General features: G+C 51.6%; 21 protein-coding genes. 2 read left to right on the plus strand and 19 right to left on the minus strand.

Annotated elements, in window-relative coordinates:
• The first annotated feature begins 133 nt into the window (after positions 1-133).
• Positions 134-1018: a LysR family transcriptional regulator gene (locus J0X21_RS05550; protein ID WP_206811202.1), complete on the plus strand. Its 885-nt coding sequence runs from the start codon at positions 134-136 to the stop codon at positions 1016-1018.
• A gap of 82 nt (positions 1019-1100) precedes the next feature.
• Here the strand turns inward: J0X21_RS05550 and J0X21_RS05555 are convergent, their stop codons facing one another.
• Positions 1101-1859 carry a M23 family metallopeptidase gene (locus J0X21_RS05555; protein WP_206811203.1) on the minus strand — a complete coding sequence of 253 codons (759 nt, stop codon included), beginning with the start codon at positions 1857-1859 and terminating at the stop codon, positions 1101-1103.
• Between the two features lie 106 nt (positions 1860-1965).
• On the opposite strand from J0X21_RS05555, the gene J0X21_RS05560 reads away from it, so the two are divergent.
• Positions 1966-3204 carry an O-antigen ligase family protein gene (locus J0X21_RS05560; protein WP_206811204.1) on the plus strand — a complete coding sequence of 413 codons (1239 nt, stop codon included), beginning with the start codon at positions 1966-1968 and terminating at the stop codon, positions 3202-3204.
• Here the strand turns inward: J0X21_RS05560 and spoIID are convergent.
• The 18 genes from spoIID to J0X21_RS05650 all read right to left on the minus strand — a co-directional run bounded on the left by spoIID (position 3188) and on the right by J0X21_RS05650 (position 18579).
• Entirely contained in the window at positions 3188-4126 is a 939-nt protein-coding gene (gene spoIID, locus J0X21_RS05565; RefSeq protein ID WP_206811205.1) for a stage II sporulation protein D, read from the minus strand. The genes J0X21_RS05560 and spoIID overlap by 17 nt on opposite strands.
• Before the next feature lie 152 nt (positions 4127-4278).
• Positions 4279-5529, minus strand: coding sequence for a UDP-N-acetylglucosamine 1-carboxyvinyltransferase (gene murA / locus J0X21_RS05570; RefSeq protein ID WP_206811206.1), 1251 nt, complete (start codon positions 5527-5529; stop codon positions 4279-4281).
• A 29-nt stretch (positions 5530-5558) separates the two neighbouring features.
• Entirely contained in the window at positions 5559-6236 is a 678-nt protein-coding gene (locus J0X21_RS05575) for a hypothetical protein (protein ID WP_206811207.1), read from the minus strand.
• A gap of 189 nt (positions 6237-6425) precedes the next feature.
• Entirely contained in the window at positions 6426-6842 is a 417-nt protein-coding gene (locus J0X21_RS05580) for a F0F1 ATP synthase subunit epsilon (RefSeq protein ID WP_206811208.1), read from the minus strand.
• A gap of 3 nt (positions 6843-6845) precedes the next feature.
• Positions 6846-8243: a F0F1 ATP synthase subunit beta gene (gene atpD / locus J0X21_RS05585; protein WP_206811209.1), complete on the minus strand. Its 1398-nt coding sequence runs from the start codon at positions 8241-8243 to the stop codon at positions 6846-6848.
• 36 nt (positions 8244-8279) lie between these two features.
• A complete protein-coding gene (gene atpG, locus J0X21_RS05590; RefSeq protein WP_206811210.1) occupies positions 8280-9125 on the minus strand; it encodes an ATP synthase F1 subunit gamma in 846 nt (281 codons plus the stop codon).
• A gap of 23 nt (positions 9126-9148) precedes the next feature.
• Positions 9149-10657 (minus strand): F0F1 ATP synthase subunit alpha, encoded by a 1509-nt coding sequence (gene atpA / locus J0X21_RS05595; RefSeq protein ID WP_206811211.1) that lies wholly within the window; start codon positions 10655-10657, stop codon positions 9149-9151.
• Between the two features lie 4 nt (positions 10658-10661).
• The gene (locus J0X21_RS05600) at positions 10662-11234 is read right to left on the minus strand and encodes a F0F1 ATP synthase subunit delta (protein ID WP_206811212.1); all 573 of its coding nucleotides are present in this window, start codon (positions 11232-11234) and stop codon (positions 10662-10664) included.
• Positions 11228-11722 carry a F0F1 ATP synthase subunit B gene (gene atpF / locus J0X21_RS05605; protein ID WP_206811213.1) on the minus strand — a complete coding sequence of 165 codons (495 nt, stop codon included), beginning with the start codon at positions 11720-11722 and terminating at the stop codon, positions 11228-11230. Before atpF ends, J0X21_RS05600 begins: the two co-directional genes overlap by 7 nt.
• A 97-nt stretch (positions 11723-11819) precedes the next feature.
• Complete coding sequence (atpE, locus tag J0X21_RS05610) at positions 11820-12050, minus strand: F0F1 ATP synthase subunit C (RefSeq protein WP_206811214.1); 231 nt, start codon at positions 12048-12050, stop codon at positions 11820-11822.
• Positions 12051-12172: 122 nt separating this feature from the next.
• The gene (gene atpB, locus J0X21_RS05615) at positions 12173-12889 is read right to left on the minus strand and encodes a F0F1 ATP synthase subunit A (RefSeq protein WP_206811409.1); all 717 of its coding nucleotides are present in this window, start codon (positions 12887-12889) and stop codon (positions 12173-12175) included.
• 39 nt (positions 12890-12928) lie between these two features.
• Positions 12929-13285: a hypothetical protein gene (locus tag J0X21_RS05620; RefSeq protein WP_206811215.1), complete on the minus strand. Its 357-nt coding sequence runs from the start codon at positions 13283-13285 to the stop codon at positions 12929-12931.
• Positions 13275-13505 carry an AtpZ/AtpI family protein gene (locus tag J0X21_RS05625; protein WP_206811216.1) on the minus strand — a complete coding sequence of 77 codons (231 nt, stop codon included), beginning with the start codon at positions 13503-13505 and terminating at the stop codon, positions 13275-13277. Before J0X21_RS05625 ends, J0X21_RS05620 begins: the two co-directional genes overlap by 11 nt.
• 203 nt (positions 13506-13708) lie before the next feature.
• Positions 13709-14809, minus strand: coding sequence for a non-hydrolyzing UDP-N-acetylglucosamine 2-epimerase (gene wecB / locus J0X21_RS05630; protein ID WP_206811410.1), 1101 nt, complete (start codon positions 14807-14809; stop codon positions 13709-13711).
• Positions 14810-15541: 732 nt separating this feature from the next.
• Complete coding sequence (locus tag J0X21_RS05635; protein ID WP_206811217.1) at positions 15542-15997, minus strand: deoxycytidylate deaminase; 456 nt, start codon at positions 15995-15997, stop codon at positions 15542-15544.
• Positions 15997-16626, minus strand: a complete 630-nt coding sequence (upp, locus tag J0X21_RS05640; RefSeq protein WP_206811218.1) for a uracil phosphoribosyltransferase — start codon at positions 16624-16626, stop codon at positions 15997-15999. The genes J0X21_RS05635 and upp overlap by 1 nt, the downstream gene beginning before the upstream one ends.
• Positions 16627-16700: 74 nt before the next feature.
• Positions 16701-17957, minus strand: coding sequence for a serine hydroxymethyltransferase (locus J0X21_RS05645; protein ID WP_206811219.1), 1257 nt, complete (start codon positions 17955-17957; stop codon positions 16701-16703).
• Between the two features lie 25 nt (positions 17958-17982).
• Positions 17983-18579, minus strand: a complete 597-nt coding sequence (locus J0X21_RS05650; protein ID WP_206811220.1) for a TIGR01440 family protein — start codon at positions 18577-18579, stop codon at positions 17983-17985.
• Between the last annotated feature and the right edge of the window lie 2 nt (positions 18580-18581).

An 18581-nucleotide genomic window follows, 5' to 3' on the forward strand; every position in this document is an offset into this window, starting at 1 on the left:
ATTGTCGAGCAATCGAAATTCCTTATTCGTAGTATTAAGAAATCGAATCTCTTCGTCGGCGCATTCTGTGCTAACTACTTAAATTTGATTTATAATCTAAGGTAATGGTCTCTTTAAGGAAGGAGGACAACGAATGATTATTGACACACTCAAAGTATTCGTCACCGTCATCGAACAAAAAAGTTTTTCGCGCGCAGCCGACATTCTATATATATCTCAACCCAGTGTAAGCTTACACATCCGGAACTTGGAAAATGAACTGGGAACTAAACTCCTTCACCGATCATCAAAACATGTAGAGCCAACCCAGTCTGGCGATATCATCTATCAGCACGCCAAAAAGATTCTCCTGCTTTATGAAGAAGCCAAACAGAAGATCAACCTGTTGAAGAATGAGGTTACAGGTTCTTTAAAAATTGGTGCCAGTTTTACCATCGGGGAGTACATCCTTCCAGCACTCCTGGCGGAGTTGGCCGCCCAGTATCCCAAAGTTGATATAGATGTTGCTATTGACAATACCGAGGAGATTGCCCAAGAAATCCACTCCAATCACCTTGACATTGGACTGGTGGAAGGGAACGTTAGTCATGTGGATTTGAATATCCAAACATTCGCCAAAGATGAAATGATTATAGTGGTCTCCAACAATCATCCCTTAGCTCGTCTTCCCGTCGTCATAGCTAACGATTTACAAGATCAGGTATGGATTCTCAGGGAAAGAGGATCAGGTACCCGAGCTTTTTCCGAGCTTCTGATTGAGGATTTAGGACTACGAGTGAAGCGGTCTTTTGTTTTTGGAAGCAATGAAGGGGTGAAACAGGCGGTTATTGCAGGTCTGGGCATCGCCCTGGTTTCCTGTTTAATCGTCCGCAAAGAGTTAGATGCAGAGGAACTAACCGCTCAACGCATCAAAGGAAAACACCTCTTCCGCTCCCTGTCTATCTTAAGGCCAAAAGAGCCAACGACCTCCAAAGCAATAGAAATATTCATGGAAAAACTCCTATCCACAGAAAAATAAATAGAGATGCTCGAATGCCATCTATATGCGTGCAAAGAAAAAAGACATCCTTAACGGATGTCCAATAACCGGTAAATGTTGTTTATTCTATGACTTCCTCTCCGTGTCTAACCTCGTAATGAAGCTGGGTCTGTCCACTAACAGCATCTGGTCCCCCATCGAGGGCAACCTGCCCTAAAACTGCCTGCCGCTCAACTTTATCTCCTGCTTTTACCCTGAGATTATCCAGGCAGCCGTAGGTCACAAACCAGCCACCGCTGCAGTCTATTTCAACCTTTTGGCCCAGGAATGGATCAGGGCCGGCAAATATTACCGTCCCCCCGCGGGTGGCCGTAATGATTGCTCCCTCAGCCTGGAGATAATCCGTTCCGGAGTGATAAAGGTAATCCTGAATATCCTCGGAATAGTAGCTGCCGACAGCCCGCAGGATCGGGCCTTGTACCGGACTTGGAAAATCGGCAAGCGTTAGTTCATCGGCCTGCCCAGGGCTGTCTTGGTGTGTGTTGCTTTTACTAGCGGCGGTCGTTGTCTTAGCTTTCTTAGTGGAAAGATTTTGCTCCTCTGGCACCTGCAGAACTGTCTGACGGTCTGAACCTTCTTGAAGATTCGAACTTTCTTGCCGGTTCGCTTCCTCTTCCGGATTCGGGATTTCCTGAGAGTCCCCGCCTGCGCCTGGATTCTGCGTTTGGTCTCCCTGAACCGGCAATGACGGTTCAGCATCAAGACTACTGTTGGCCGCCACCGCCATCAGGGCTAAGCCTACAGCTAATAAGGCGAAGGCTAACAAACCTATTCTTAACCATATTTTTGTCCATTTGCTCCATTTTCTTCGTTTTCTCATAATCTCACCCTGGTTCTATCCTGCCCACAACCTGCTGACTTTAGACCAGACCATGGGTTCGATTGCGGCCTTAAGATCACTCTGCTATACTGAACTGGGTGAGAAAATGTTAGATTATCTTCTACATATACTGCTTTATCTATATGTTTTTTTGCTGCCGTTTCTCCCTCTGACCTTAGGGGGACTTACACTCCCGGTCTCCGGGGATATTATGTTGGCGGCTATCTTTGGGGTTTATAGCCTTAACCTCCTGGTTCCGGCTGCCAGGAGGCGCCTTGTCACGGCCTTCCGCTTGGCCCGCCCCGGAATGTTGGAGTTTTTTCTAATCTTAATGTCCGTGATTATGCTTGGTTCTATTGCTTACGCTTTGGAGAAGAAACTGGCACTTAGCGAAAGCTTGCGGTTTCTTAGCTATGTTCTGTTATTTTTAATCATCAAGTATTCTTATAATTCTTTCTCATTCCTTAAAAAGCTGTTGCACTCATACTTGCTTAGTGCAGCTATGCTTAGTGTACTCGGCGCTTATCAGTATTTTTTTAAGCCTGATTATGTCCAAAAGTGGGTAACTGCAGGCGGAAATGTTGTAAGAGTTCCCGCTACTCTTGGCAACCCTAATTCCTTCGGCGCTTATCTTGTGCTCGTGTTGTTCCCAGTATTAATGCTTGCCTTCACCCAGCGCCGACACCTGTCCGGCCTGATCTATGGCTGCCTTTCCCTCTTGCTGATCCTGAACATCATTTTTACGGGGTCGCGCAATGCCCTTCTCGGCTTAATTCTAGGATGTCTCATGCTCGTCGTTATTTATAATTGGCGCGTTATCATGGCCTTTATTCTTCTTGCCCCCATCGCTCTCTTTCTGCCCCAGGTGTCAACGCGCCTCCATGATATAGGGAACGTATCGCAGAATATGTCGCGCATCAGGCTCTGGCAAACTGCGCTTAAGATGATCAAAGATCATCCTCTTCTGGGTGTTGGCAACGGCAATTTTGTGAGTTATTACGATCAATACATTGCCAAATACCCCGAATTAGCCTGGGAAGATTGGAAACGGTACCCGGTTCACAACTCTTACCTAAAAGTCCAGAGTGAGCTGGGTCTGGCGGGCAGCATCTCCCTGGCCGGTATTCTTATCAGTGCCTGGCTCACTGTGAGAAAGGCTGCTAAACATGTGTCCGACCCGTTCGTAAAGAGTTTTTGCATTGGCTTTTTAGCTTCCATACCGGCATTCTATTTTATGAACTTTTCTGATAACCTCCTGTTTGTGCCCAAAGTTACGGCCTATTTCTGGCTGATGCTGGCTGTTGCCGCGAGTGCCCAAGTACAAACGACTAACGAGCTTGTTTAGCGAGGGTTAGAATTTTGGTGCCAGGGTAGAAGTGGGCTAGGATCTCTTCATATCCCTGGCCTTTGCGTGCCAGATCATTGGCACCGTACTGTGACATTCCCACGGCATGCCCATTGCCGTAGGTGGTAAATGTGATTTGGCCCGGTGCTACAGACCACTCAATGTCAGTGGAGGCTAGCCCCAGCAATGTGCGCAGCTGGGTAGCCGCATAGGGCCGCCCGAACAAAGCGAGGGTGCGGACCCGCCCTGCTGCCGTGCGTGATATTACTTTAACATCTGCGCTTCCGCTGGCGGTCGGCACCTGGGGCAGACTTAACTTCTGGGCCAGTTCCTGCACACTAAACGTAATCTTTTTTACAAAACGCTCCGGATTCTCTTCTCCGGAAGCTACATTTTGCAAATAAGAGCGGGCCTCACTCCATACCTCTTCCGGCCTTTCTGTCGGCTTGCGCCCGCTGCTGCTATGGAAGAAAGCATCTATGTATTCTCCGTTCGCTACCAGCACCTGGCCCCGCGTACTTTCCACCGCTTTGGCAATACGAGTCCGGTAGCGCCAATAACCCACGAAGCCCCACTTTGAACGCAATTGTTTGTTGGAATGCCACGCTTGGGTCTTAACGGTCGTATCCACATCATAACCGGGATCCGGCAGGGGCACCTGGCTTAAGCGTTTGGCTGCATAAGTCCGGGCAGCCACGGCCTGGGCTTTCAGTGCTTCCAGCTCGAATTCGGCCGGCATCTCGGCGGCCACCACCCCAATGAGGTACTCTTCCAGGGATAACTTGCTCACCGTGCCGTCGGGCATAAGGATCCGGATCTGGTAGTCTCCGGACGGTTTTTGATGCCAGCGCAAGACCGTCCACGGGAGTATCGCCGCAATACAAACTGAAAGCACGATGATTAAAAGCCATTCTTTTTTCACTGGACAATCCCTCCCGGACTCGTACAAGCTTCTGCTTATGACTATGCGGGAAAGATTAGAAATATTAAGTTTTGTAAATAAAAATACCGGATTCAGGTCTATCCTGTCCCGGTATATTTGTCTTGGGATTTTTATATCATATTGGTCTAGGTTTAGTTACTTCTAATCACCACTCCGAGACCGCGCAGTTTTTCTTCAATAGATTCGTAGCCGCGGTAAATGTGGTGAATCCCGGAAATCTCACTGGTGCCCTCTGCCGTTAAAGCGGCCAAGATCAAGGCAGCACCCGCCCGCAGGTCGGTAGCGGTCACAGGGGCTGCCGTTAAAGCCGGCACTCCTTTAATAATCGCAGTCCGTCCTTCAATTTTGATGTCTGCTCCCATGCGTTTTAGTTCGTCCACGTGCATAAACCTGTTCTCAAATATTGTCTCGGTCACCATTGATGTTCCCTGGGCACGGCTAAGCATCGCCAAGAAAGGAGCTTGCAAATCCGTGGAAAACCCAGGGTGAACCTGGGTTTTAACATCGACTCCCTGGTAGAGCCCATCTCCCCTTACACGGATAGCGTCTCCCTCTTCTTCCACCATCACTCCCGCTTCAAGCATTTTAGCGAGCAAAGGCTTCAAATGATCCGAGATTACATTTTGAACAAGCACATCTCCCCCGGTTGCTGCAGCCATGAGCAAAAAGCTTCCGGCCTCAATCCGATCCGGAATCACGGTATGGGTTGTTCCATGAAGTTCTTTAACTCCTTCAAGGTGAATGACACTCGTACCCGCGCCTCTTACCTTTCCGCCCATTTCGTTCAGAAAGTTGGCCAAATCCACAATCTCCGGCTCTTGAGCCGCATTCTCGATCACGGTCGTTCCCTCGGCCATGGCCGCTGCCATCATAATATTTTCGGTGGCTCCGACACTGGGAAAATCCAAGTAAATGCGGGTGCCTTTCAAGCCTTGGGCAGCACTTACATCTAAAAAGCCGTGGTCCATCCGCACTTCTGCCCCCAGGGCTTCCAGGCCTTTAAGGTGCCAGTTAATCGGGCGTGAGCCGATTGCACATCCGCCCGGGTGAGAAATGCGCACCCTGCCTTTTCTGGCCAAAAGCGCACCCATAATCACGATGGAAGCCCGCATTTGCGTCACCAGTTCGTGCGGCGCTTCAATGCTTTCCAAGTCCCGTGCTTCAATCTGCAGCCTGGAACCCTGGCGCACAACGGACGCGCCAAGGGATTCGATGACTTGTGTCATGACATTCACATCTATTAAATCAGGGGTTTCTTCCAAAACAACCGGCTCGGCTGTCATGAGCGCAGCTGCAATAATGGGGAGTACGGCATTTTTGGCCCCGCTGATACTCACCGTCCCCTGCAGGGGTTTTCCACCTGTAATGTATAGTTTGTTCAAATTATGGAGTCACCCCTCTTAATGTGCTACTAGAATTCCTCCAGGAGTGCCGGAAGGGCTAAGACGCTTTTACCTTCTTCGGAACCGGAGCGCGTCATTACCTGGAGATTGATCAGATCCGAACCAGCCTGTATCGACGGGCTTCGGTCTTTTCTATAGGCTGCAATCGAACTTCCCTGATCTAACCAAACCCATTGCTTAGGCTTGGCATCTACCTCAGCGAGATAGGCAGCAATATCAACTACTCCCGGAACCCGTTCGTCCAAGTATAAGTACCCGCCGCTTTTCCTAACCTTAGGTGCGAATTCTTGGTACCATTGACTAATGGCCGGTTCCTCTTCACGGGTGACCAACCGTTCGGCAGATACAGTGGCCGCCCGCCGGTCCGCACCAGTCACTTTTTCGCTCAGCGTCCACTCCCACTTTTCCCGCTCTAATTCTTGAATAACCACCGGTGGAATATCATCTTCCTCATACCACAGAATGAGGCGGACCTCTGCCTCAGTCGCATCCACTAACCCTGACTCAAGCAGCCACGGCAGTCTAACCGGAGAGGATGTGATAACCCCGTTCCCGTACTTTATCATGAGCGGCCATATTAATAATAAAACATAAGCTAGGACAAGCACAAGTAATATGTTTCGCAACTTGGGAATTCCAAACGGATTCGCATACTCCAGATCAGTATCAAGGAGATCTAAGCGCATCATTTTTCTCCTTTTCGCCCAAATGAACCTACTTATCTCTATTGTTGCCAATGGGCTAAAAAGAAAACATGCTATATCTCTAGTTTTTATACGCAGCATGCACTGATTTTAAGGAGGTTAAGATTAGGATTGAAAAAGCGCAAGAAATCCATTGGTTCAGATTTCTTGCGCCCTAAAGCTATATGGATGTTATCTCCGTCCGGCGTCTCCTTCAGCGGCGTTAATCCGGGCGACCGCCTTGCGCAGGGCATACTCTGCCCGGCGCACATCCACTTCCGGCGTACGCTGGGACAGGCGTTTCTCTGCCCTCTCCTTAGCCGCCAAGGCCCGGGCCAGATCAATCATATCCCCGGGTTCGGCAGTGTCTGCCAGAACTGTGGCTTTGTTGTCTCCCACTTCGACGAATCCGCCGGAGATGGCCAGCTTCCTTACAGAGCTGTTGGCAGTGTAGCGCATGACCCCAACTTGCAGTCCGGCAATCAAGGGAGCGTGATTGGGCAAAATCCCCAGCTCTCCTGATTCGCCGGGCAGGACCGCAAACTCCACTTCTTCTTTGACAACTTGACCTTCCGGTGAAACCACCCTAAGTGTAAATGTTCCTGCCATGGCTTACGCCCCCAGTGTAGCGGCTTTTTCCACAGCCTCTTCAATCGTGCCCACCATATGGAAGGCCGCTTCCGGCAAGTTGTCGTGTTTTCCGTCCACAATCTCTTTAAAGCCGCGGATGCTCTCTTTAAGCGGCACGTATTTTCCGGGCTGGCCGGTAAAGGCTTCGGCCACGTGGAAGGGCTGGGACAGGAAACGCTGAATCTTACGCGCTCTGGCCACGATCAGTTTCTCTTCTTCGGAGAGCTCATCCATACCCAGAATTGCGATGATGTCCTGCAATTCCTTATAGCGCTGCAGAATCTGCTGGACGCTGCGCGCAACCTGGTAGTGCTCCTCGCCCAGTATCTGCGGAGACAGGATGCGGGAGGTTGAGTCCAGCGGGTCCACCGCCGGATAAATTCCAATCTCGGCAATGGCCCGGGACAGAACTGTGGTCGCATCCAAGTGAGCAAAAGCAGTGGCTGGGGCCGGGTCGGTCAAGTCGTCCGCCGGTACGTAAATCGCCTGCACGGATGTGATCGAACCCTTGCGCGTTGATGTGATACGCTCCTGGAGCGCGCCCATTTCCGTAGCCAGGGTCGGTTGGTAACCAACCGCTGAAGGCATCCGTCCTAAGAGCGCGGACACTTCAGAACCGGCTTGCGTAAAGCGGAAAATGTTATCGATGAACAAGAGCACGTCCAATCCCTGCTCATCCCGGAAGTATTCAGCCATGGTGAGGCCGGTCAGGCCCACCCGCAGACGGGCGCCCGGGGGCTCATTCATCTGTCCGAAAACCATGGACATCTTATCGATAACCCCGGACTCTTTCATTTCGTTCCAGAGGTCATTTCCTTCCCGCGTGCGCTCACCCACGCCCGAGAACACGGAAATACCCCCGTGCTCCATGGCGATGTTGTTGATCAGTTCCTGAATCAAAACCGTTTTACCAACTCCGGCGCCTCCGAAAAGACCGATCTTACCCCCCTTAGCATAGGGAGCTAACAAGTCTACGACCTTAATGCCCGTCTCCAAGATCTGAGTCGAAGGATCAAGATTTACGAATTCCGGTGCCGGACGATGAATCGGATAATTGGTCTCGGAGACCACCGGGTCTTGTCCGTCAATCGGGTCCCCTAAGACGTTAAACATCCGGCCCAGAGTCTTTGGTCCCACCGCAATCGTAATCGGGGCGTTGGTATTATGCGCTTGCATTCCGCGCTGTAACCCATCAGTTGATGACATGGCCACACAGCGCACGGTGTCGTTTCCTAAGTGCTGGGCGACCTCCAAGGTTAAATGAATCTTTTGCTCAGGATAGTCGACCTTAATCGCACTATAAATTTCCGGCAATTCTTCAGGAGCGAACTCCACGTCGACTACCGGACCCATTACTTGCACAATCTTACCGATATTCACAGGTGCCAAAACCTCCTTTGTGGGTATTTCCGGCAGCTATTCGAGAGCAGCCGCTCCGCCGACAATCTCAGAAATCTCTTTCGTAATGGCAGCCTGGCGGGCCCTGTTCATTTGCAGGGTAAGCCGGTCAATCATCTCTTTGGCATTATCCGTAGCCGAACCCATGGCGGTCATACGGGCGCCTTGTTCACTGGCCTTGCTTTCCAAAAGAGTACGGAAAATCACAGTCTCTACGTACTTAGGCAGGAGCCTGGCCAGGATTTCTTCCGGGGACGGTTCAAAGATATACTGCCGGCCCAGTTTGCCTTCGGGCTGCTCAATCGGAAGAACTTTCATCAAGGTCGGCTTCTGCTGGATGGCCGTGATGAATTCTGTATAGACCAGGTAGACCTCGTCGAATTCGCCCTTTTGGTAACGAGACATCACTTCCCCGGCAATTTGCTGGGCCTGAAGGAAACTCGGGTCATCACCTAGTCCGGTAAACTCATTAATGATTTCTACTTTGCCGCGGCGAAAAAAATCCCGTCCTTTGCGGCCTACAGTCACCAGACCCGTGCCTTTGCTCTGCTCTGCTAAGATGCCGGAGGTCATGCGGATTAGGTTGGCATTAAACCCCCCGCAGAGCCCGCGGTCAGAAGTTATCAGGACATAGCCTACTTTTTGCACAGGTCGTCTGTCTAAGAGAGGATGCGTGACATCAACCTGTGCTTGAGCCAGGCGGGCTAATATTTCTTGCAGCTGGCGGGCGTAAGGGCGGGCAGAGACAACTTTCTCCTGTGCCTTCCTAAGCTTAGCAGCGGCAACCATTTTCATCGCTTTCGTAATCTGCTGCATGTTGCGCACACTGCGGATCCGGCGACGAATATCGCGTACTCCTGCCACCTAGTTCACCTACTCCCTTTGCATTAGGACAAGAAGCCCTGTTTAAATTCCTTGACGGCTGTCTCCAGCTTCGAATTCAGCTCATCCGAGAGCGCTTTCTTGGTGCGGATTTCTTCTAAGATGTCCGCTTTCACGGAACGCATAAAGCGCAGGTACTCTTGCTCGAATTTGCCGACTTTATCCAGGTCAAGGTCATCAATTAAACCTTTCACAGCGGCAAAGATAACCACGACTTGCTCCTCAACCGGCATCGGCTGATACTGGCCCTGCTTCAAGAGTTCCATGGTACGCTGTCCCCGGGCCAGGCGCATCTGGGTTACCTTATCCAAGTCAGAGCCAAACTGGGCAAAGGCTGCCAACTCACGGTACTGGGCTAAGTCCAGACGCAGCTGACCGGCAACCTGCTTCATCGCTTTAATCTGAGCCGAGCCCCCTACCCGGGATACCGAGATGCCAACGTTGATGGCCGGCCGGAATCCGGAAAAGAAAAGGTCGGACTCAAGGAAAATCTGTCCGTCTGTAATCGAAATCACGTTGGTCGGGATATAAGCCGAAACGTCCCCTGCCTGAGTCTCGATGATGGGCAAGGCCGTCATCGAGCCCCCGCCCATTTCCGGCGAGAGCTTGGCCGCCCGCTCCAATAAACGGGAATGGAGATAGAAAACATCCCCGGGATACGCTTCCCGTCCGGGCGGACGCTTGAGAAGGAGGGAGAGTTCGCGGTAAGCCACGGCTTGCTTGGACAAGTCATCATAAATAATCAGGACATGCTTGCCGTTGTACATGAACTCTTCGCCCATAGCGCAGCCGGAATACGGCGCGATATAAAGCATCGGGGCCGGCTCAGAAGCCGTGGCCGCAACGACGATCGAATAGTCCATCGCTCCGTGGTCTTCCAGGGTTTTCACCACTCCGGCCACGGTAGACGCTTTCTGGCCAATGGCTACATAAATACAGATCACGTTTTGCCCTTTTTGATTGATGATGGTGTCAATAGCCAGGGCGGTTTTTCCGGTCTGACGGTCTCCGATAATCAGCTCGCGCTGGCCGCGGCCGATCGGAACCATAGAGTCAATGGATTTAAGACCGGTTTGCAGGGGCTCGTGGACGGATTTCCGCGTCACAACTCCGGGCGCCGGAGATTCAATCGGGCGGAATTTATCCGCCTTGATCTCCCCTTTGCCGTCAATCGCCTGGCCCAGGGAGTTAACCACCCTGCCGATCAGAGCCTCACCCACCGGCACTTCCACAATCCTGCCCGTGCGCTTAACCTGATCGCCTTCTTTGATTTCCGTGAACGGACCCAGGATAACGCATCCGATGTTATCCTCTTCCAGGTTCATGGCCATGCCATAGACCCCTCCCGGGAACTCCAGGAGCTCACCGGCCATGGCTTTTTCCAAACCGTAGATCCGGGCAATTCCGTCACCAACCTGGATAACAGTACCCACATCTACTACTTCCACCGTATCTTTATAGCGTTCGATTTGCTGCTTAATAATCGAACTGATCTCTTCTGGACGTAAATTCATCCTGTTATCTCACCCCTATTCCCTGAGGTTCTTTCTCCGGAGTCTTGCGCAGTTCTTCCCGCATGCGCTCGAGGGAATGGGCAACCGTTCCGTCAAACACCCGGTCCCCCACCTGGACCATCACTCCGCCGATGAGTTCAGGCCTAAGTTCACTGACCAGGCGCACATCTTTCCCGGTCAAGCGGCTAAGTTCCTTCTTGAGACGTTCTTCTTGGCTGGGCGTTAAGGACACTGCACTTAGAACTTTGGCCTCAATCACTTGGCGCTTGTCATCGGCCAATTGGGTAAACTCACGCACAATCAGCGGCAATAAATTCTGCCGCCTGCGGTCAATGAGCAGATGCAAAAAATTACGAACAGTTTCTCCGACCTGGTCCCCCACCAGCTTGTCCATGAGAGACTTCTTCTCCGTCAGAGAAATATGCGGATGGTACAGAACCTGCTCCACTTCAGTATTGCTTTGCACAAGTTCTGTCAGCCCCTGCAGCTCCTCTTGAATCTGATCCAAAGAGTCCGTCTCCACGGCAAGTTCAAACAAGGCCTGGGCATAGCGGCGGGCTAAGGCTCCGCTTAACATGGCATATCCCCTACCTCTTGGATGAATTGCTCAATCAATTGTTCCTGCCCGCGCAGATCAAGCTTCTGACGGATAATCTTCTCGGCAACAGCCACCGACATGGCGGATACTTGAGCCTGCACATCGGCAATCGCTCTGTCTCTTTCTCTCTCGATATCCACTAAGGCGGATTGTTTCAGTTTTTCCGCCTCTTCACGTGCCTTGGCTAATATCTCATTGGCCCGCTCCTCGCTAAGCTTCGTGGCCTTAGCGATAACCTCCTGGGCCTCCTGGCGGGCTTTCCGCATTTCTTCCTGATATTCACGTTTGAGCTGCTCCGCTTGCTCACGTTCCCTCTCTGCCTGAGCTAAGCTGTCCGCAATGAACTGACGCCGGTCTTCCATGATTTTCATCAGCGGTTTCCAAGCGACCTTGCTTAGGATAAAGACTAAAAGCAGAAAAGATATCACCTGGGCAGGGAGCGTCAGATTAATAGCTATGGGATTCACCGGTTACCCCCCTCTCAAGTCTGGTGCGTGGGAATTTTTTCAAGGGGGAACTGCCGTCCCCCCTTGGTGCCTGCGGGCCTAAAGCCCGGTTTCAGACTTACTTCGTGAAAATGAGAAGTAGGGCAATAACCCATGTAAGCAAGGGCAAGGCCTCGATCAAACCTACACCGATAAACATTGTTGCTTGCAATGAACTTTTAGCCTCCGGCTGACGGGCAATCCCTTCCACCGTCTTTGTAATAACACTACCATTACCCAGCGAAGCTCCGAGGGCTGCTAAACCAGCAGCGATTCCTGCACCAAGTGCAGCTGCAGCAGATACATCCACCGAAGTTTCCTCCTTTCCTTATTCCCCTAATATTTTTTTAATTGTATGATTCCCTCAGTGCATGGAAAGAGCACTGAAAACTTACATCAGCAGCTAAAGGCTGTTTCACGGCATGGGCTTGATTAGTGGTCCCCGGCCGCCACGGCCTGGGCAACATAAGCAGTCGTCAGTACGGTAAACACAAAGGACTGGATCGCTCCGACGAAGATGCTGAACCCGAGCCAGATTACGTCCGGTATGATTCCGGGCAGAACCCAGATTCCCGGAAGCATCAGAATAACTTTAAGCAATACCTCCCCGGCAAAAATGTTGCCGAATAGACGGAAACCAAGTGTCATGGGCTTAGAAGCCATGTCAATCACATGAATTAGCAGAAAAGCCGGGTTCGGTTCAAGAAAATGATGGAAATAGCGGCCACCGTGGTGTTTTACACCCATAGCGATGACCAACGTGATCGTAAGCAAAGCCAAGGCCAAAGTCGTATTAATATCGGCCGTGGGTGACATAAGCGACGGCCCTTCAAAAATCTTATTCAGCTCTGCAAACTCCACATGGAAATGCTCGAATAAGTTAAATGTAAGATTGGGCACAAGCCCCAGCATGTTGGAAAAGAAAACAAACATGATTAAGGTAACTAAGTACGCCAGCAAAGGCCGCCCTTTTTCATAACTCATGTTATCCGAGATCAGCTTGCTGACAAAGTCAAAGACCCATTCCAGGAAATTCTGCATTTTCCCCGGCGTTTTGCTCGACAGCTTACGCACTCCCAGCAGCGCAATAATTAAAATGATACCCATAACAATCCAGGTCATGACGAGAGTTTTGGCATTAAGGCTCATGCCAAACACATGCCAAAGGACTGTTTCTTCATGCACTCCCTATCCCTCCTTTCCCTCTCTAATCTTGGCGGCAATTGAAACTGAGATCGAGACCAAAATCCCTAAAGCAATCCCCGCTGCCAAACCTGGCAGCCATCCCGGCTGGAAGCGTGCGGTCGCAGCCACCGCCAAAGTAACCGCCCCCAAACGCGCAAAAAATCCCCGGCGCATTTTCTTGATGGCCGTGATCGGATCCATTTCGGAACTGATTAAAGTATCGCGCTGGAGCCATCCAGTCAAGACAAATCCAATGATATAACCCAGGAGCGCGCCCACTAAAACAAAGCTGCCGCTCACAGAAACTGTTATTAGTATCAGGGCCGAGCCGCCTGTCAAAGCGACAAACCTACTCTTCACCGTCAGTCATCCCAAACTTCTTCAAGGTTGTTACCAAGTAGGCACCTCCGAAGACCAGCCCTACGAGCATGAAAACAAGCTCCAGCCAAGGAGTGAATCCCCAGCGCCTGTCCAAAAAGCGCCCGAAGAAATATCCTCCCCCAACTAAGCCCGCCAACGTGGTCGCGATACTGGTACCGAAAGAAACCGCTTTAAGCCAGGTTTTCCGGTTCTCTGCCATGCTCTCCACCCTTATATACGCATCATGACTTTATTCGCTAAACTTTCCTAAAATTCCTGCTCCCACAATGAATAATTTTTGCATACTTTTGCATACAAAGTATTTTCTGCAATAATTTATAATCCTATGCATTAGTACTTTTTATGCTGGGCGATCCCGAATAATATACGGTTCCGAAAAAGTACAACATTATGCAGTAAATTCTAATACGCTTCGATGATCTCCGCGATCCTAATCGCAGCCTTTCCATCTCCATAAGGATTAATCGCCATGGCCATTTCATCATAGGCTTTTTTGTCACTGAGCAATCGGTAGAGCTCAGCCCGAACGCCTTCGTAAGAGGTGCCCACCAATGAGACCGTACCTGCCTCTACCGCTTCCGGGCGCTCCGTGGTATCGCGCACCACCAGCACCGGCTTGCCCAATGACGGAGCTTCTTCCTGAATCCCGCCTGAATCCGTAAGGATCAAATAGGAGCGGGCCATCAAGTTGACAAACGGCTGGTAGTCCAGCGGTTCAATCAAGTGTACCCGCGGGTGCGCACCCAACACTTCCTGAACCACCTCGCGCACTGCGGGATTCTTATGCACCGGAAAGATAATAAATGTATCCGGGAATTCCGCCAATATACTTTCTAACGCAAGATAGATCTGGCGCATCGGTTCTCCCAGGTTTTCCCGGCGATGGGTCGTGACCATGATCATCCGCCGGTCCTTCTCCGACGCGAGAATCTGCTCAAGATTCGGATCACTGAACCGGTAATTGGGAGCGACCGTAGCTAACAGGGCATCAATTACCGTGTTGCCTGTGACGTGAATAGACTCGGGCACGATACCTTCCCTCAGCAGATTGGCGCGCGCCGTTGCCGTCGGGGCGAAATGAAAGTCTGCCACAGCTCCGGTCAGCTTTCGATTCATCTCTTCAGGGTAGGGTGAGTACTTATTATGTGTGCGCAATCCGGCTTCAACATGACCTACCGGAATCCTCTCATAAAAAGCCGCCAGAGCAGCTACAAAGGTGGTCGTCGTATCTCCGTGCACCAGGACCAAATCCGGGCGTTCACGGGCAAAAACCCCACCTAAACCGGCAAGCGCTCCGGTGGTGATGGAGGTCAGGGTTTGTCCCGGCTGCATCAAGTCCAAGTCATAGTCCGGAGTTATCTTAAATAAATGCAAAACCTGGTCCAGCATCTCCCGGTGCTGGGCAGTAACTGCCACGATACAGCGGATGGAAGCCTTACTTTTTAACGCCTGAACCACGGGAGCCATTTTAATTGCTTCCGGCCTGGTGCCAAAGACAACCATGACTTTGCGCGGTGTTTGCACCACTTACTCCTCCTGACTCCTTACAACTCAGTACTCAGAATTCAGGAGTCAGTACTCAATCAGTACTCAGAATTCAGAAGTCAGTATCCAGAATAACATTAGCTTCTGTTTCTGACTCCTATCTCCTGTCTCCTGTCTTCTGTCTCCTGTCTTCTGTCTCCTGTCTCCTGTCTTCTGTCTCCTGTCTTCTGTCTCCTGTCTTCTGTCTCCTGTCTTCTGTCTTCTAACTCTGCCCTGAAAATAGACAAGGGGCAATTACTTAGCGAACCGTAGAGCAGAGGAGCGTCGAGAGCGCAGTTGATTCAGCGTTAAGCAGCGTCACGGGACTAGTCCACGGAAACAAGTGCGTTAGTCCGGGCAAGGACTAACGGGACTGATGCCGCGAGTGCCAGGACGGCACAGGAGCGGCGCACTTCAGGTATTACCCTAAGGTTTGGCGCTGTAGCTGAATCAACAAGCTCATCCTTCGGCGAACAGCTTCACGCTGTTCGAGCATCCGGCGCGTGGTACGATTATCTCCGGTGACATGAATCTCCGGTGGAGATTCATGCCGAGGGCGATTCCACAGAGAATACTCACCGCCCGAGGATGATAATCGCCGAAGCCGCACAACACCAGAGAATCTCTTCGCGGCGAAGGATGCGGGTAATGCACCTTGGCTATTTTCATCCATCAGTGGTGCCGCATAGCGGCATGGGAGTCTGACTCCTCCTAATCTGTCAGCTGCACCAGCTCCAACCCGGCTTCCTCCGCCATGGCCAGGGCCAGTTTATCCGGATAGGAGATTTCATAGACCACGCGCTTGATGCCCGCATTAATCAGCATCTTTGTACACAGCACACAAGGCTGTACGGTCGTATAAACATCCGCGCCGTCAATGGCCACTCCATGTTTGGCTGCCTGAATTAAGGCATTCTGCTCGGCATGGACAGCCCTGCACATTTCGTGCCTCTCTCCGGAAGGAATGGCCAGGCTTTCACGCAGGCACCCCACCTCGGCGCAATGTTTAAGGCCGGAAGGGCTGCCATTATAGCCCGTGCTCAAAATCTGCCTGTCTTTGACAATAACCGCTCCAACCTGACGGCGCAGGCAAGTGGAGCGGCCCCTGACCACCCGGGCCAGCTCCATAAAATAACTGTCCCAACTCGGGCGTTTCAGCTCAGTCATTATTTCGTACCAAATAAACGATCCCCGGCATCACCCAACCCAGGGACAATATAACCGTGATCATTGAGGCATTCGTCAACCGCTGCCACAAAAATGTCTACATCCGGATGGCTTTCCTGCACAGCCTTAATCCCTTCCGGCGCAGCAATTAAACACATTAATTTTATATTGCGGACCCGCCGCTCCTTTAGAAAACTGATGGCCGCGGCAGCTGAACCGCCGGTAGCCAGCATGGGATCAATCACGATCAAATCCCGCTCCGACACATCGGATGGGAGCTTGCAGTAATATTCCACCGGTTTTAAAGTTTCCGGGTCACGGTAAAGGCCAACATGCCCTACCTTAGCCGCCGGAATTAACCTTAACATCCCATCAACCATACCCAACCCGGCTCTTAAAATCGGCACCAGTCCTACTTTGCGGCCGGAGATCATCTTGGTCTTGGCGATACTGACCGGGGTTTTCACTTCAACTTCCTGAAGCGGGAAATCACGGGTGACTTCATAGGCCATGAGCATGGCCACTTCTTCTACCAGTTCCCGGAAGTCTTTAGAACCCGTATTTTCATCCCGGATCAGGGCCAGTTTATGCTGGATCAAGGGATGCTCAAGGACGTGTACTGCTGACAAGGCCGGTCAACTCCTCTAACTTTTATTGAGGTATTCTGAATTCAGTAATTAGAATTCAGAATACCTCCTGGCTTCTAATCAAGATTAGGATAAAGCGGGAACTCCCGGCAGAGAGCATTTACGATCTCCCGCGCCTTCGCCAGTTTATCAGGTTCATCCTGTGCGGTCAAGGCCATATCGATCGCTTCTGCGATCCCCTCCATGGCCGCCGGATTCATGCCACGGGAGGTAGCGGCCGGAGTCCCGATGCGAATGCCGCTGGTCACAAACGGACTGGCTGTATCAAAAGGAATGGTATTCTTGTTCACCGTGATGCCGACTTCATCGAGAATATGCTCGGCATCTTTCCCAGTAAGGTCCTTCGGGCGCACATCCACCAGCATCAGATGGTTATCCGTGCCTCCGGAGACCAGCCTGAACCCTTTAGCCGTGAGCGCCTGAGCCAGTGCCTGGGCATTGTCAATAATCCGCTGCTGGTATTCCTTAAACTCGGGCTTAAGCGCTTCCCCAAAGGCCACGGCCTTGGCCGCAATGACATGCATTAAAGGCCCGCCTTGAATACCGGGGAAAATCGCTTTGTCAATGGCCTGGGCATGCTCCTGGCGGCAGAGAATCAGCCCCCCGCGCGGGCCGCGCAGGGTTTTATGCGTGGTGGAAGTCACGAAATGCGCATAGGGCACCGGATTGGGATGAAGTCCGGCAGCTACAAGACCGGCGATATGGGCCATATCCACCATAAAATAAGCCTCTACCTCATCTGCAATCTCCCGTAAGCGCGCAAAGTCAAACTTGCGCGGATAGGCACTGGCACCGGCCACAATCATCCGGGGCTTGTGTTCCAGCGCCAGGGAGCGCACTTCCTCATAGTCAATCTGCTCCGTCTCTTTATTTACCCCATAGGGAACAAAGTTAAAATAGACTCCGGAAATATTAACGGGGCTTCCGTGGGTGAGATGCCCGCCGTGGGACAGGTTCATGCCTAAAACTGTGTCACCTGGTTTAAGCATGGCGAAGTAAACAGCGGTATTGGCCTGCGCTCCGGAATGGGGTTGAACATTGGCATGTTCCGCGCCGAAAATCTCTTTAACCCGGTTTCTGGCCAGGTCTTCCACAACGTCCACATACTCGCAGCCGCCGTAGTAACGTTTGCCGGGATAGCCTTCCGCATACTTATTTGTAAGCACTGAACCTTGAGCTGCCATCACAGCCCGGCTCACAAAATTTTCAGAAGCAATCAGCTCGATTTTGTTCCGTTGGCGCTCTTCCTCCTGCGCTATGGCTTGGGCAACTTCCGGGTCTTGCTCCTCAACCCACCGTTTTATGTAGTCCAATGGTATCCGCTCCTTCTGTTTATTTTTACGGGTATTGTGCCCGCGGGCCTCCGATGAGGCGGGGGCGGGTGCGGGCAAGCGTCAGGTGAGCCTGTCCCAGCGAATGAACGGGCAGGCGTATGGGCACAACCACCGGGCGCAGATGCATCCCGATAAAGGTGTCTCCAATATCTATTCCGGCATGTCCCTGGATTTTTTCCACCATCACCGGGGAATCGAAGCTCTGCCAGGCCTTGACCGTCATGGCCCCGCCGGCATGAAGCGCGGGCAGAACTGTAACGGCATCCAGATTGTAATGTTCCACGCAAGCTTCTTCCACCACCAATGCCCGGTTAATATGTTCGCATCCTTGAACCGCCAGAAAAACTTGAGCACTGCGGCAGCGTTCCAAAAGGGGCGGGAGCAGGATATCAGCTACAGCCATACTGCTTCCCTTCCCAATACGGTGCCCTAAAACTTCACTCGTACTGCAGCCAACCACTAACATCTGCCGGGGGCGGAGGTTGGCTTGCAAGAAGAAATCATTGAGTACATCTTCCCACACGGAAGCAATTCCGTCCAACAAATCCCGCTCAACTTTAAGTCCATCCCGTTCATTTTGATCCGGTTGGTCCTTCAACATCT

Source organism: Paradesulfitobacterium ferrireducens (assembly GCF_017310645.1).
GTDB lineage: Bacteria > Bacillota > Desulfitobacteriia > Desulfitobacteriales > Desulfitobacteriaceae > Paradesulfitobacterium > Paradesulfitobacterium ferrireducens.